Origin of the sequence: Sphingomonas sp. CBMAI 2297 (assembly GCF_029870595.1) — a bacterium.
Lineage (GTDB): Bacteria > Pseudomonadota > Alphaproteobacteria > Sphingomonadales > Sphingomonadaceae > Sphingomonas.
In genome coordinates this window covers 85912-100606 of record NZ_JAPDIR010000018.1, presented here as the reverse complement: position 1 = coordinate 100606, position 14695 = coordinate 85912, and the positions used below count along the sequence as shown (strand labels likewise).

Here is a 14695-nt window from a genome sequence, read left to right as displayed (position 1 = left end):
CCGCCAGGCTTGTCCGCTCCTGGAAGGCGCAGGAAATTGCCCCGCCCGTTCCCCCAACGGGCGGGGCAATTTCCTGCGCCTTCCAGGAGCGGACAAGCCTGGCGGCCGGCCGGGGATTGAGTCTCTAGGCGGGGCTGGGTTCGGCGACCCATTTTTCGTCGCCGGTGGTGATGCACCATCCAAACCCGTCCGGATCGCGGAGGTCGATCGCGATCATTCTGTTGCCGGGCGGCGCCAGCGCCACGGCGACGGCGGTGCCCTGGTCGGGCTCGAGCAGCCTGACCTGCCAGGCCGCATCGTTCGGCGCATAGGGATCGCGGATGCCGAAATGCCCCGGCGCGACCTCGATCGTGTCGATCGCGTCGAACCCCAGCGCCAACCCCCTGCCCAAGGCCTTGGCATAGGCTTCCTTCGCCACCCAGCGCGCGAGCAGAAAGCGGCGGCGGCGTTCTCCGGTGGCGAGGCAGTGATAGTGCGCGAGCTCGGCCGGGGAGAGCATCACCGGGGCGAGCAGGGGATCGTCGCGGCCCAGCCGGTCCTCGAGATCGATGCCCAGGCCGGTGCCGCAATCATGGCCGATTGCCAGGGCGATGGTGTCGCGGCCATGGGCGAATGCGATGGCGATCCCGGGCGGCGCGTCTCGCAGGGTCGCGCGGCCGTTGCAGTCCACACCGACGCTCCAGCCGGCGCTCGCCGGCCCGAATTGCGCGCGCAGCATGCGGGCGAGCCATGCGCGACTGAGGAGCTGGGCGTCGCGCGCTTCGGGCGCGCGGATATCCGCCAGTCGCGCGCGGGCGGCGGCGTCGAGCTCCGCGAGCTCGGCCGCGCGGTCGCGATGCTCTCCCTCGCGCGGTATCAGCCACAGCGCGACGGTGCCGGACGGCATCCGGGTTGCCTGCATCAGTTCACCTCCATCGCAAGGGCCGGCGCGATCCGCAGCCAGTGCCAGTCGATCCCGATCGGTTCGCCCTTTGCGTCGAACCCGACGATGCCGAGGCAGGTGGGCCAAAGCCGGGCGCGCAGCGTTTCCGCCACCGCGACCGGGTCGGGGCCCGCCATTTCCACCGCTCCCGCCAATATCTCGATGGCCGCGCGGCTGGTTCGCGAATAGGCGCCGCCGCCCGGCATCGCATCGTCCGCGCCGCCGATCGCCGCCACCCGCAGGTCGGCCGTGCCCGGGGCGATCGCGTCGAGCAGCTTCGGGGTGCGGCAATCGTCGCTCAGCAGCACCAGCGGGTGCGACGCCAGGCGCGGCAGCAGGGCGGCGGCAAAGGCATGGCGCCCGATCACCGCCACCGGCCCGGGCGGGAGCGCCGGGAGGTCGGCGGGGTGGCCGGCATCGATCCGCAGCGGCGTATGTCCGGCTGTCCGCAAGCGGCTCTCGACCGCATCGCCAAGGCTCCTGCCATGGGGAATGCGCTGCGTGATCAGCACCGGGCGTTCGCCGGTGGCGGCGAGCTCCTCGGCGAACAGCCGCGCCTGGCGCAGGTCGTGCGCGCACAGGCGGAAGCAATGCGGCATCGCCCCGGTCAAGGCGGGATGCGTCGCGCCGGGCGCCAGCAGCACCGCGCCGGCCCGGGCATAGAGCGGGGCCGCGGCGAGCGCCGATGCGCTGTTGAAATGGCCGATGAGCAGCCGCACGCCCCGCTCGATCATTGCCCGCGCCGCCGCCGCGCCGCCTTCGGCGCTCGCTCCGTCGTCGTGCCAGAGATAGCCGAGTCCGGGAAAGTCCCCGGCCAATGCCGCCGCCGCCCGGAGCAGATCGGCCCCGTGGGGACCGGTATCGATCGCGAGGCCGATCGTTGCCCGGCCCGGCCCGGGTTGCGGCAATCGCGCGAGGAGCGTCGCCCAGCCGGGCCCGGGCGATGTCATGCAAGCGCGCCCGCATGGCCCGGCGCATGCTGCCAGACCAGGTCCGCCACCAGCGGCGCCAGCTTGAAGCCGCCCCCATTGCAGCCAGCGACGACCCAGACGCGCTGGTCGGTACCCTTTACGGGCTCCAGGATGCGGGCTCCGTCGGCCGTGCGGGCATAGCCGCAGCGTGCCTGGCGCACGAACCGCCATTCGGCCGTGCGGAAAGTCTCGTCGATCCGCTCGGAAAGCGCGTCGGCGTCGAACGGGCCCTCCGCCACGGCAAGGTCGCTGGCGGCGAATTTGAGCATCGTGCCGACGATCGGCGGTGCGGCCCAGAGATCGTCTCCCGGACCGAAATCGACAAGGAGAGGCGCGCGCTCCCAGGCTCGCGGCGCGGAGAAATAGAACATCGTCTGCTCGACAATGGCGAGGCGCGGCGCCAGTGCCCGCATCGCCCTGCCGGTGCCCGCACCCGCCGCGACGATGGTCAGGTCGTGCTCAAGGCGTTCGCCATGGTCGAGCTTCAGCCGTCCTTCGCGGATCTCCTCCTCCATTATGGGCCGGTGGGGCAGGAGGCGACAGCCGAGCCCGTCGATCAGCCGGACCATGTCCGTGACGATGCGGTCGGCAAGCAGCACGCCGGCGCGGGGCGTCCATAGCCCGCCATTTTCGGGATGGCGCCGCAGCCCCGGCACCAGGGCCGCCAGGCTGGCGCTGCCCACGCGCTGGCAGGGCCAGCCGGCGGCGCCCAGGAAGATCGCGCGCGCCTCTATGCGGCTGCCGAGCAGGCCTCCGGTCTGGCGATAATGGCTGTGGCCGAGCCGCGACCAGAGTTCCGCCCAGCCCCCCATCGCCGCTTCGATGGCATGGACATCCGCTTCGGATTCCGCGCCCAGCGGATGGATCAGCCGATGCTGGTCCCAGGATGCCGCCGCCGGATTGGGCAGGGGCCCGGCATCCGCCAGCGTCACGCGCCAGCCGGCGCGCAGGAAGCGCCAGGCGATCCACAGGCCGTTGATGCCAGCCCCCACGACGAGAAGGCTGGGCCCACGCATTGCCGGTCAGGCCGTCTCGAGCGCAGTGGCGGGGACGGGGACGATGTCGGCGATCGCCTCGCCCAGCAGATCGGCCGCCTCGTCGATCTCGGACGCGGTGATCGTCAGCGGCGGCAGCAGTTTCAGCACTTCGTCCCGGGGGCCGCAGGTCTCGACGATCAGGCCGCGCGCATAGGCCGCCGCCGAGACCTGCCCGGCGATACGGGTATCGCGCCATGCCAGGCCGCGGATCATTCCCCGGCCGCGCAGCGCGAAGCCATCGGGCCCGCCATGGCCCGGCAGCGCGCGCAGCCGCTTCTCGAGGTGCGCGGCGCCGGCCGCCACGCGCCGCTCCAGCCCGTCGTCGCGCCAATAGCTCTCGATGGCGGCGGTCGCGGCGACGAAAGCGAGATTGTGGCCGCGGAACGTGCCGTTGTGCTCGCCCGGCCGCCAGCAATCATGCTCCGGCGCGATCAGCACCAGCGACATCGGCAGGCCCATTCCGCCGATCGCCTTGGAGAGGCAGACGATGTCGGGGCGGATTCCGGCGCGCTCGAAGCTGAAGAAGCTGCCGGTGCGCCCGCAGCCGGCCTGGATGTCGTCGACGATCAGCAGCGCGTCGTGGGCGCGGGCGATCTCGGCAATGGCGCGGAGCCAGGGATCCGAGGCCAGGTTGATCCCGCCTTCGGCCTGCACGACTTCCAGCAGGATCGCGGCCGGCGGATCGATCCCGCTGCCGGGGTCGGCGAGCATCCGTGCGAGATAGGCCGCCGTATCGACGTCGCTGCCGAGATACCCGTCGAACGGCATCCGGTCGACGCCGGCTAGGGCGATGCCGGCGGCGCGGCGCTTGGCGGAATTGCCCGTCGCCGCGAGCGCGCCGAGCGACACGCCGTGATAGCCGTTGGTGAAGGCGATCACCGAACTCCGGCCGGTGACCCGACGCGCGATCTTGAGTGCCGCCTCGATCGCGTTGGCGCCGGTCGGGCCGGTGAACTGGATCTTGTAGTCCAGGCCGCGCGGGGCGAGGATGTGGCATTCGAACGCGTCGAGGAACCGGCGCTTCGCCACCGTGTGCAGATCGAGCGCGTGGACGATCCCGCCATCGGCCAGATAGCGGCTGACCGCCGCGACGATCTCGGGCGGATTATGCCCATAGTTCAGCACGCCCGCGCCGACGAGCAGGTCGAGATAGCGCCGCTCCTCTTCGTCGAAGAGCTCGGCGCCGTGCGCGCGCGCGAACACCGCGGGAAAGCCGCGGCAATAGACGCGGACCTCCGATTCCAGCCGAGTGAAGGAAGCGGTGCCGCGCGTCGGCATGTCGGCGCGGGGGCGCCGGCTCACGGGCGCTTGTCCTTGCCGAGGATCATGTCGGCGGCGCGCTGGCCGATCATCGCGCAGGCGGCGTTGGTGTTGCCGCTGACCACTTCGGGCATGATCGAGGCGTCGGCGACGCGCAGGCCGGCGATGCCATAGACCTTGAGCTCCGGATCGACCACGGCATCGGCGCCGAGCCCCATCTTGCAGGTGCTGGCGAGGTGATAGATCGTCCGCACGTTCTTGCGGACATAATCGGCCATTTCCCTGGGCGTGCTCGCCGATCCGAAATCGTGCAGCGGCGCCCCCGCGATGCCTCTGAACGCCTGCTGGCGCACCAACTGGCGGGACAGTTCCATGCCCTTGATCATCACGTCGATATCGGCCTGGGTCTGCATATAGTTCGGGTCGATCAGGGGAGCGACGGTATAGTCCGCCGACTTGAGCCGGATCCGGCCGCGGCTCGACGGCCGGACCACGGTCGGCGAGAAGGAGAAGGAATTGTCGTCGTCGTCGTCGCCCTGCCAGAAATGGAACTGGAGATCGGGCGCCGCGGAGGGGGCATGGCTCTGCGTCTTGACGAACAGCCCGGCCTGCACGCCGCTGGCCCAGAGCGGCGGCAATTTGGGAATGGCATGATAGGCGACCGGCAGCACCGGATGGTCCTGCAGATTCTCGCCGACGCCCGGCAGGTCCAGGACGACGGGGATGCCAAGCGCGCGCAGCGCGTCGGCCGGGCCGATCCCCGAACGCATCAGGATCGCGGGCGAAGTGACCGCGCCGGCGCACAGGACGATCTCGCGGCTTGCGCGCGCCTGCAGCGTCTGGCCATCGAGGACATATTCCACGCCCACCGCGCGGCCGCCTTCCACGATCAGCCGCTTGACCGGCGCATCGTGGCGGACGGTGAGGTTGGTGCGCCCCATCGCGGGATGGAGATAGGCCTTGGCGAGGCTGCACCGTTCCAGCCGCGGCTTGCCCTCGCGCAGCTCGGTGCGGATGGTGAACTGGTAGAAGCCGGCGCCGTCCTGCTGGATCGCGCCGTTGAAGTTCCAGTCCGGCCCCTTGAAGCCCATCTGCACCGCCGCCTGCACGAACGCCGTGCCCGGCAGGCTCTTGTGCGGATAATTCTGCACGGTGAGAGGGCCCTTGTTGCCCGTCAGCGGCCCGCGGATGTCGCGATTGCCCTCCGCCGCGATGAACAGCGGCAGCACGTCCTGATATGCCCAGCCCCGGTTTCCCTGATAGGCCCAATTGTCATAGTCCGCGCGGTTGCCGCGGATGTAGATCATCGCGTTGATCGAGCTGCATCCGCCATAGGCCTTGCCGCGCGGCGCGGGAATGATGCGGCCGTCGATGTGCGGCTGGGGTATCGTCTGATAGTTCCAGTCGTAGATCGGAGAGCCCTTGGCCTTGTAGTAATTGTCGGGGTTCTGGATGATCGGCGTATAGTCGGTCGGGCCGGCTTCCAGCGCCAGCACGCGCAGGCCCGCCTTCGCGCTCAGCTGGTTGGCGACGACGCAGCCCGCCGATCCCAGGCCCACGACGATATAGTCGAACTCGGTGTCTTGCGCGGCGAGCGCCGCGCGGGTGGAGGCCGTGCTGGCCGTCGCCATCGCCGAGCCCAGGGCGCCCAGGAAACCGCGCCGGTTGAGAGTTGCCGCCTTCAGGTCCGTCATTGTTCCGCTCCCGCCAGAAACGCGAAAGGATCGCGTCAGATCTTGCGCCCCGCCCACGCCACGCCGTCCGCCCCGCCCCACCAGAGGAACAGCACGACGAGCGGCTCCTCGGGCTGGTCGTTGGTCACGACGTGCTCGCATTCGGGTTCGAAATAGATGAGGTCGCCCTGGCCGAGCGCGCGCTCGTGGGCGTTGAGCCGCAGCCTGCCGCTGCCCGACAGCACGAATGCCAGCTCTTCCTCGTCATGGGGAAACAGCTCGCTGGCGGTGCCCGGCGCGATGGTGGCGACGGCGCCGCCCCAGGGCGTGCGGACTCCCCCCTTCCACGGCAGCAGCCGGCGGAACAGGGTGCCATATTCCATGCGCGGCTCGGCATCGGCCGCCCATTGCGCGGGAAGGCCGTCGAACAGCCAGCGCCGGTCGAGCGCGGCGCGGATCGCGGCGTCGACCTGGGCGATGGGGTAGAAGCCGGTCAGGCCGTACCGAATCCGCGCCATATAGGCATCGGTGGGCGAGGCGAAGCCATGGATCGTGCGCGGCAGCAGCACCTCGGCCTCGACGGTCTCGCCGCCGATGCGCGCCTGGATCGGCTGGAGCGCATAATCGGGGTCGATGACGGCCAGCCTCGCGCGCTGCTCGGGGGTGATGCGATAGGCGACGCCGATCGCCTCGGCGCCCGGTGCGGGCACGATCGCCGAAGTCCCCCCTCCGAACGATTCCCGGTAATTGACGAAGGCCAGCCGATAGTCCGCCACGCTCGCCGCGGCAAAGGCCTCGGGCCTGCCGAAATCCTCCGCGAAGTGATCGGGGTCGGTGCTCGATCCATAGGTAAACAGCCAGGTGGACATGCGGCGGCTCCGTTCAGCGATTCCGGTTGGTCAGGAAGGATTCGAGGATCGTCTGGGCCTTCAGCGCGGTCATGCTGAGCGACGAGGCGTCGCTGGCGCCGTGCGTGCGCTCGGTGACGCCGTTCAGGTACAGCGCCGGCCCGAACCCGGATGCGGTCCGGACGCGATAGTCGAGCGCGACTTCGGGGCCGCCGCTGGAATCGGTGACGATCCATTCGCGCAGCGGCTCGAGCAGCGGCGGGAAGGCGGGCTCGTGATAGCCGGTGCAGAGCACGACGATATCCGCGTCCACCATGCGCTCGGCGCCGCTGAGCCCGTCGACGAAACGGATCCGGAATCCGTCGCCCACGGCCTCGACTTCGCTGGCGGCATGGCGGGCGATGACTTCGGCGCGCGTCGTGCCGAGCACCCGGTCCTCGTACATCCGCCAGTAGAGGCCCTGGCTGATGTCGATGTCCACCGCGGAGAAGTTGGTCAGGTGATATTCCTGCGCGGCCATGCGCCGCTTCTCGGGAGAGAGGGCGTGGAAATAGGGCACCTGGTCGGGAAAGAAGACCTCGTTGCTGAAATGGCCGATATCGACTAGGCGGAACGGCAGGCCGCGATGCACCGAAGTGAGCTGCGCGTTGGGGAAATGATCGTAGAGCCACAACAGCGTCTCGCCCGCGCTCTGGCCCGAGCCCAGCACGCAGATCTTGAGCGGCGCGGCACGATCGAAGGCGGAGATCCGGTCGAGAAACCCCGCGCTGTGGAACATGCGCGGGCCCAGATGCGCGCGGAACGGCTCGGGCACGCGCGGGAACTGGCCGGTGCTCACCACCAGGTTGCGCGCCGCGACGCGGCTGCCGTCGTCCAGTTCCAGCTCGATCAGGTTCGGCGTGCCGTTGCGCATCGCCGCGGGGGCGATCGATCGCACCGCCAGCCCATAGCGGACCAGCGGATCGAAATGGCGGGCGGTCCAGACGACATAGTCGTTCCATTCGACACGGCTCACACGCCCGCCGAGATGGCCGAACTGGAACAGCCGGCCGGTTTCCTTGAGATAGCAGGCGAAGGTGAAGCGGCTGCGCGGATCGCGTGGCGTGGCGAAGTCGCGGAGGAAATGATGGTTGAGGTCGGCGCCGCGGATCAGCAGGCCGGGCTGCCATGCGGGGCCGGGGCGCCGCTCGATGAACCGGAGGCTCGGGACCGGGGCGCCCTCGGGCTGGGTGTCGCGCCAGTCGCTATAGGCGGCGGCGAGGCTGATGCCGCCGGGACCGAAGCCGATACAGGCGAGATCGACGGCGGCGACCGCCGGCTCGGCGACGGTTTCGAGGACTTCGGCGGATTTTAGCCCGGTTTCATTGTACATCTGGCAGAGCCCCGTGCTGGATTCGGTCAAAGGGATCGCCGCGGCCGGCGCAGCATCGCGCTGAGATCGTCCTCGGCGATCGGTGCCGCGGCGATGGCTTCCGCCATCGCGCCGAGTTTCGGCGTCTCGAACACCGCGCGCACCGGCAGCACGCGGCCCAGGCGGGCGCGGACATGGGCGACCAGCCGGGCAGCGAGCAGCGAGTGGCCGCCAAGGTCGAAGAAGTCGTCCTCGACGCCTTCCACCGCCGAGCCGAGCAGCGAGTTCCAGATCGCCGCCAGCCCGGTCTCGATCGGGCCCTCGGGCGCTCGGCCCGCGTCGCGCTGATAGCGGCCGGGCGCCGGAAGCACGCGCATGTCCACCTTGTCGTTCGCGGTGAGCGGCAGGCTGTCCATCATCACGATCGCGCTGGGCAGCATGTGCCGCGGGAGGTGCAGCGCCGCATGCTCGAGCAGGGCGGCCTCTCCCAATCCGGGCTCGCTCGCGACGACATAGGCGACGATGCGCAGATCGCCCGGCATGTCCTCGCGGACGATCACCAGCGCTTCCCGGACCTGCTCGTGCTGGCGCAGCACGTGCGCGATCTCGCCCAGCTCGATGCGGAAGCCGCGGATCTTGAACTGGCGATCGCGCCGCCCGATGAACTCGATATTGCCGTCGGCGCGAAAGCGGCCGATGTCGCCGGTGCGATACATTCGCGGATCGGGCCCGTCGGTGAAGGGATCGGCGACGAACCGGGCTTCGGTGATGTCGGGGCTGTTGCGATAGCCGCGCGCGACGCTGGCGCCGCCGATATGGATTTCCCCCGGCACGCCGATCGGCACCGGCTGCAGCTCGGGATCGAGGACGTACAGGCGCACGCCCGGCATCGGGCGCCCGATGGGGATCACCGCGGGCTGCTCGCCCGGCAGGCATTCATACCAGCTGTTGTGGACGGTCGTCTCGGTCGGGCCGTAGAGATTGTGCAGCCTGGCGTTGAGCCGCTCGAAGAAGCGGGTCGGCACATCGCGCCCCATCGTCTCCGCGCCGCACAGCATCCAGCGCACCGAGGCGTCGAGCAGCGCGATGCGCGGATGGTCGAGCAGCACCGTGAGCGCCGAGGGGAGGAAGCACACGATGGTGACGCCTTCCGCGACGATCCGGTCGATCATGTAATCCAGGTCGCGCTGGCCGCCCGGGCGCACCATCACCGTGCTGCCGCCGGTCGCGAGCGGGAGGAAGAACTCCCAGACCGACACGTCGAAATTGAACGGGTGCTTCTGCAGGAAGCGGTCGGCCGAGGTCACCGCATATTGCTCGCGCATGCCCCAGAGATGGTGGAGGACGCTGCGATGCTCGACCTCCACGCCCTTGGGCAGGCCGGTGGTGCCCGAAGTGAAGATCACATAGGCGAGCGTACGCGCCGACACCGCGACCTCGGGATTGCCGGCATCGGCGCCCGCGGCCATGTGCGCTCCGTCGATCGGGATAACCGGGGCTCCCGGATCGCCCACCAGCCCGGCGAAGCGCTCCAGTGTCAGCACCGCCTTGGGCGCAACGCTGCCGATCAGATATTCGACGCGCTTCTGCGGCAAGGCCGGGTCGATCGGCACATAGGCGGCGCCGGCCTTGAGCACGCCCATCAGCGCGACGATCATCTCGATGCTCTGCTCGCAGACCACCGGCACACAGGTCTCGGGGCCCGCGCCCAGCGCGATCAGCTGGTGCGCGATGCGATTGGCGGCGCGATTGAGCGCAGCATAGCTGAGCGTCAGATCCTCGAAGATCACCGCGACCGCGTCGGGATCCCGCGCGACCTGTTCCTCGAACAGCCCGTGGATCGTCGCCGTGTCGGGATAGTCGAGCGGCACGGCGTTCCAGTCGTGCAGCATCTTTCGCTGCGTCGGCGCATCGAGCAGCGCGAGGCTGCCCAGCCGCGCGTCCGGCCGCGCCACCGCATCGGCCAGCAGCGCCCGATAGGCGCTGGCCATCGCCGCGATGGTCGCCTCGTCGAACAGGTCGCTGCGATACTCGAAGGCGGCGGTGAGGCCGGAGGCGGTTTCCCACAGCGCGACGGAAAGCTCGAACTTGGCGTTGAGCGAGAGGCCGGGACCGTCGACCGGCGCGCTCTCCGGCGTGGATTCCTCCATCGTGCGCGGGGCGTTCTGCAGCACCAGCATCGTCTGGAACAATGGCGTGTGGGTGCGGCTGCGCTGCGGCTTGACCGCCTCGATCACCACCTCGAGCGGCACGTCCTGATGCGCAAAGGCATCGAGCACCGCCACTCGGGTCGCGGCCAGGAACTCGCGGAAGCTCTGCGCGCGGGCGGGCCGGCCGCGCACGAGCACATTGTTGAGAAAGCAGCCGAAGATGTCGTCGAACTCGGCTCTGGGCCGGCTGCCCACCGGCGTGGCGACGATGATGTCGTGCTGCCCGCCCAGCCGCGACAGGAGCGCTTGATAGCCTGCCATCAGCACCATGTAGAGCGTGGCATTCTCCGCCCGGGCAAGCTGGTTGAGGCCGTCGCGCAACGCGTCCGGGAAATGGACGATCCAGGTGCCGCCCCGCGCCTGGGGCTGCGGCGTGCGCGGCCGGTCGAGCGGCAGGTCGAGCACCGGGGGCGCTTCCGAAAGCGTGCGCACCCAATGGTCGAGCTGCTCGGCATAGGCGCCCCGCTCGACCTGATCGCGCTGCCAGGTGGAGAAATGGACATATTGATAATCGAGCGGCGGCAGCATGGGCGCGCGCTCGGCGAGGTGCGCGGCACTGAATTCGGCAAGGTCCCGCGCGAACAGGTGCATCGACCAGCCATCGGCGATGATGTGGTGGAGCGCGATCACCGCCAGCGTGCCCGCCTCGCCGAGATCGACATGGTGGCAATGCAGCGGCGGTGCGGCGGCGAGATCGAACGGCGTCGCGATCTCGCTGGCGATCAATGCGGCGAGCGCTTCCTCGCGTGCCTCGGGCGCGAGCGCCGCGAAATCGTGCGCCACCACCGCCGGCGCATGGGGCGCCAGCACGCATTGCCAGGGCACGCCGTCGCGATCCTCGAACAGCGTCCGCAGGCTGTCGTGACGCTCGATCATGTCGGCCATGGCCGCCGAGAACAGCGCGGCGTCGGTGCCGGCCGGCAGCGGGATGGGGAGGACCAGATTATAGCCGCTGTCGGAGGGATCGAGCTGCTGCAGCAACCAGAGCCGCTCTTGCGCGAAGGAAGCGCGCTCCTCGTCGATATAGAGGCGTTCCGCCGTCATCGTCATCGAGCCCGCCTCCGATTGCTGCGCGGCGCGGCTTCGGTGCGCTCCGCCGGGGAAGGTGCCTCGGCCGTGGTTTCCTCCGGCGCTTCGGTGCCTTCGGTTTCCGCCTCCGAGGGAACGGTTCCGGAATCGTCCGGGGGCGATGCCGCGTCCGTTTCGGCGGGCGGCTCGGGCGGGGCCGGCTCGCTGCCGGGCCGCGCGCGATCGAAATAGCCTGAGGTCGAGAGCGCGATCGAAGTGCCCGCGGTCAGCATCGACGGCAGCAGCTCCCAGCGCGCATCCGCCACCGCCCCGCGCTCGCCGAGGTCGCGCCACAGGCGTTCGGCGAAGCCGGGCAGGATCGGCGCGGCCGCGAGCGCCAGGCCACGGGCAAAGGCCAGCTCGACCGCCAGCGCGCCCGCCGCCTCGATCGTCGAGGCCGGCTTTCCGTCGAACACCGCATGCTCGGCCCGGAAACGGCGCGCGACGCGCACGATCTCGCTCAGCAGATGCGCCGCGCGGCTGGGCGAAAAGCCCTGCACCGAATAGCAGTTCGAGAGATCGCCGCACAGGCTGGCGAGGCGGGCAAGGGCGATGGGCGCGCTGCGCGGCGCCGGCGCGAGAGGGATCACCCCGCCCGCCGCCTCGCAGCGTTTCGCGAGGTCGATGAGCCAGTCGTCCCAGGTGCCGATCAGCTCGTCGCGTCGCGTCGCCTCGAAGGCGTCGAGCGTGAAATTGGTCTGTTCGATCTCGGGCGCGACGCGCGCGAGGTGGAAGCGCAACGCATCGGCATCATGATCGCGCAGGAACTCGCCGGCCCACAGGGCGTGGCCGCGGCTGGTGGAGAATTTGCTTCCGTCGAGGCGGAAGAACTCGTTGGCGATGAACCCGATCGGCGGGCGGAGCCGGGGATCGAAGGCCTGAAAGATGGCCGGGAACAGCACGACGTGGAAATAGATCGAGTCGAAGCCGAAGCATTGGACGACATTGTCGAACCCCGTCCATGGCGTCTGCCAGCCGCCCGGATTGCTCCTCGCCTCGGGCAGGAGGTCGGTCAGCGCCAGATAATGTGGGCCAAGCTCGAACCAGGCGGAGATGCGCTGGTCGTCATAGCCGCTCGCGGGAACCGCTATGCCCCATTCGGCGGGCTGGGTGGCGGGCACGTCGGGCAGCGGATGGGCCAGCAGTTCGGCCACCAGCGCGCGGGCCCGCGGGCTCAGCCAGGCGCAGGCGAAGGTAAACTCGGCGGCGCTGCGATAGCGTTCGAGCGGAAACCAGAGCTGGCGCAACGGACGGCGCTCGGGCGTGCCGCCGCAGGTGATGCAGACGGGATCGACCAGGTCGGCACCCGCGTTCGGCTTGCCGCATGCCTCGCAGATCCCGCCGTCGCTCTCGGCATCGCAGTGCGAGCAACGGCCGCGCAGATGCGCTTCGAACGCAAAGCGGTCGCAGCTGGTGCAGAAGGGCTGATCGGTGGTCCGCTCCTCCAGCGCGTCGCGGTCGAGCAGGGTGCGGAAGAAACGCTCGATGAAACCCGAATAGCGTGGCGATTGTGCCGGAGAGGCGAACAGGTCGAGCGCGATGCCGGCGCTCGCCAGGGACTCGCGGATCCGCGCACCATTCTCCGCCGCCACGGTTGCCGGGTCGCGGCCCTCCTGCTTGGCCATGCGCGCGACATAGCTCTGATGATCGTCACCGGCCGAGATATAGGTCGCTCGTTCGCCGGTCATTCGCAAATAGCGCGTGAGAATATCGCCCGCGAGATATGGACCGGAAAGATGGCCGAGGTGAAGGTCGCCATTAGGCGTGGGCGGGCCGGCAGTAACCAGATAGCTCACAAAGCACCCCCAATATATTATCGTGAAATATCGAACGGATTCAGCCGCAGAAAAATTCCCTGAGAATGCTATCACAGGCAATTTCTGCGGAGATTAGATCGTGATGAAAGCTGTCCACACGAAGCTATCAGAATACACTATTTGTAAAAACGCTATTGCATTCATTGTGGTGTTTTGCAGTTGAATCATTGTGGTAATCTTTTGAATCCATTGGCTTAATGGTTTCGGAAAAATCTATGGAAGTCACAATAACGTGACAATATCGCTATGGATTACGTGCTGGAATGTCGACGAGTGGGCTGCGACTCGCCAGGTGTTTCGGAGAAATCTAACGATAGTGCTGGGGGTGTCATGGGTGTCATGATTCTACGGAATCTGCGTATGGTGGATTACTGGCAATGATTCCTATCGGTTACCGATAATCGATCGCAGGCAATTTGCCTTGGATAGGAGATATGTTCATAAAAACCACTTTTATGTGGGGCGGTTCTTGCGGATGATTCCGTCATGATCTCCGGGGCATCGGATTAATTTAAGATCGGCCCCGAGTTGTATTTGGTGCGATGACGAAATGCGCGTCGCCATGATCTCGTCCATTGTGGATGATGGACGCGAGAGTCCCGGGTTCGGCTTCCGGGCGGACCCATTCCGTTGCGCTGCGCTGCCTCAGGCCATTGGCAAGGAGACGGATGGGCGCGTCACCGGTGGCGGTGCCGTGCCGGGCGCGCCTTCAGGTCGCGGTGGCCGGCAAGAGGGATGGCGGCGTAATCGGCGCCATCGCTACCACGAGCGCGCAGCAGAGGAGGAGCGTCGCCATGGGCGCCATGAGCCGGCGCTCGTCCCGGCTCTGCGAGATCAGGTTCAGGGCGAGCCCGAATGCGAGATAGAGCGCGGTCGCCCAGGCGAGGCCCCGCGACCAGGCATCCGGCAGGATCGCGACAAGGCCGGCCCTGTCGAGGATGATCAGGGCAAGTACCGCATAGATCAGGATCGCGATCCCGCTGCCGAATCGCAATCGGGGAGGGAGTATCCGATGCTGCCCGCCCCAGGCGAAGCGGCCCAGCGGCAGGCCGGCGATGAGGCCGAGCTGGAACGCCGCCAGGCCGGCAAGCAGGCCGCAGAAGAGCAATGCCGCGATGGACACCATGGTCAGCAAATGCCGTGATGATGATGCATGTCGAGGACAAGGACGTCCCCGTGGGCCGCGGCGCGGCGAAGCGGAACCCGCCGCAGGGCGATCAAGCGCTCAAATCCGTGGAAGCCGCGCGATCGGGAAGTTCTTCTTCGGTATCGATCGCATATTGCAGCCGGGCGGCGGCAAGGGGACTGCCGTACCGATCAAGCAATGCCAACGCCATTCGCATCAGCGAAAGTGCCACGGCGCGGCTGCGTTCTACTTCACCCATGACTTGACGCCACGATCCGTGCGGTATTCCGCAACTGATCTCTTCCCGCTGTCATGAAATCCGTACCACCCCATTTGGAAGCTGATCTAGAGCGTGAATGCTGCGTTTTTGCGTAAACTGTCCGATTATTATGCGAATTGCCGGAGCGCCCGG

At 68.4% G+C, this 14695-nt stretch carries 11 protein-coding genes; all 11 read right to left on the bottom strand.

What is annotated here, in order from left to right:
* Positions 1–124: 124 nt before the first annotated feature.
* The 11 genes from OMP43_RS19925 to OMP43_RS19875 all read right to left on the bottom strand — a co-directional run bounded on the left by OMP43_RS19925 (position 125) and on the right by OMP43_RS19875 (position 14542).
* Entirely contained in the window at positions 125–901 is a 777-nt protein-coding gene (locus OMP43_RS19925) for a 4'-phosphopantetheinyl transferase superfamily protein (protein WP_280281299.1), read from the bottom strand.
* A complete protein-coding gene (locus OMP43_RS19920; protein WP_280281298.1) occupies positions 901–1872 on the bottom strand; it encodes an ABC transporter substrate-binding protein in 972 nt (323 codons plus the stop codon). Before OMP43_RS19920 ends, OMP43_RS19925 begins: the two co-directional genes overlap by 1 nt.
* The gene (locus OMP43_RS19915; protein ID WP_280281297.1) at positions 1869–2909 is read right to left on the bottom strand and encodes an FAD-dependent oxidoreductase; all 1041 of its coding nucleotides are present in this window, start codon (positions 2907–2909) and stop codon (positions 1869–1871) included. The genes OMP43_RS19920 and OMP43_RS19915 overlap by 4 nt, the downstream gene beginning before the upstream one ends.
* Before the next feature lie 6 nt (positions 2910–2915).
* Complete coding sequence (gene ectB, locus OMP43_RS19910; protein ID WP_280281296.1) at positions 2916–4232, bottom strand: diaminobutyrate--2-oxoglutarate transaminase; 1317 nt, start codon at positions 4230–4232, stop codon at positions 2916–2918.
* Entirely contained in the window at positions 4229–5884 is a 1656-nt protein-coding gene (locus tag OMP43_RS19905) for a GMC family oxidoreductase N-terminal domain-containing protein (RefSeq protein ID WP_280281295.1), read from the bottom strand. Before OMP43_RS19905 ends, ectB begins: the two co-directional genes overlap by 4 nt.
* A gap of 35 nt (positions 5885–5919) precedes the next feature.
* Complete coding sequence (locus OMP43_RS19900; protein WP_280281294.1) at positions 5920–6732, bottom strand: cupin domain-containing protein; 813 nt, start codon at positions 6730–6732, stop codon at positions 5920–5922.
* A 13-nt stretch (positions 6733–6745) separates the two neighbouring features.
* Complete coding sequence (locus tag OMP43_RS19895; RefSeq protein WP_280281293.1) at positions 6746–8083, bottom strand: SidA/IucD/PvdA family monooxygenase; 1338 nt, start codon at positions 8081–8083, stop codon at positions 6746–6748.
* A 26-nt stretch (positions 8084–8109) separates the two neighbouring features.
* Positions 8110–11322 carry an amino acid adenylation domain-containing protein gene (locus tag OMP43_RS19890; RefSeq protein ID WP_280281292.1) on the bottom strand — a complete coding sequence of 1071 codons (3213 nt, stop codon included), beginning with the start codon at positions 11320–11322 and terminating at the stop codon, positions 8110–8112.
* A complete protein-coding gene (locus OMP43_RS19885) occupies positions 11319–13136 on the bottom strand; it encodes a class I tRNA ligase family protein (protein ID WP_280281291.1) in 1818 nt (605 codons plus the stop codon). Before OMP43_RS19885 ends, OMP43_RS19890 begins: the two co-directional genes overlap by 4 nt.
* Positions 13137–13866: 730 nt before the next feature.
* Positions 13867–14283 (bottom strand): hypothetical protein, encoded by a 417-nt coding sequence (locus tag OMP43_RS19880; protein WP_280281290.1) that lies wholly within the window; start codon positions 14281–14283, stop codon positions 13867–13869.
* Between the two features lie 91 nt (positions 14284–14374).
* Positions 14375–14542 carry a hypothetical protein gene (locus OMP43_RS19875; RefSeq protein ID WP_280281289.1) on the bottom strand — a complete coding sequence of 56 codons (168 nt, stop codon included), beginning with the start codon at positions 14540–14542 and terminating at the stop codon, positions 14375–14377.
* Positions 14543–14695 lie beyond the last annotated feature (153 nt).

What these genes read in the sequence shown, in the direction of transcription:
- OMP43_RS19895 (WP_280281293.1), bottom strand. Translation starts at nt 8,083, where the DNA reads ATGTACAATGAAACCGGGCTAAAATCCGCCGAAGTCCTCGAAACCGTC.
- OMP43_RS19925 (WP_280281299.1), bottom strand. Translation starts at nt 901, where the DNA reads ATGCAGGCAACCCGGATGCCGTCCGGCACCGTCGCGCTGTGGCTGATA.
- OMP43_RS19905 (WP_280281295.1), bottom strand. Translation starts at nt 5,884, where the DNA reads ATGACGGACCTGAAGGCGGCAACTCTCAACCGGCGCGGTTTCCTGGGC.
- OMP43_RS19890 (WP_280281292.1), bottom strand. Translation starts at nt 11,322, where the DNA reads ATGACGATGACGGCGGAACGCCTCTATATCGACGAGGAGCGCGCTTCC.
- OMP43_RS19880 (WP_280281290.1), bottom strand. Translation starts at nt 14,283, where the DNA reads ATGGTGTCCATCGCGGCATTGCTCTTCTGCGGCCTGCTTGCCGGCCTG.
- OMP43_RS19920 (WP_280281298.1), bottom strand. Translation starts at nt 1,872, where the DNA reads ATGACATCGCCCGGGCCCGGCTGGGCGACGCTCCTCGCGCGATTGCCG.
- OMP43_RS19915 (WP_280281297.1), bottom strand. Translation starts at nt 2,909, where the DNA reads ATGCGTGGGCCCAGCCTTCTCGTCGTGGGGGCTGGCATCAACGGCCTG.
- OMP43_RS19875 (WP_280281289.1), bottom strand. Translation starts at nt 14,542, where the DNA reads ATGGGTGAAGTAGAACGCAGCCGCGCCGTGGCACTTTCGCTGATGCGA.
- OMP43_RS19900 (WP_280281294.1), bottom strand. Translation starts at nt 6,732, where the DNA reads ATGTCCACCTGGCTGTTTACCTATGGATCGAGCACCGACCCCGATCAC.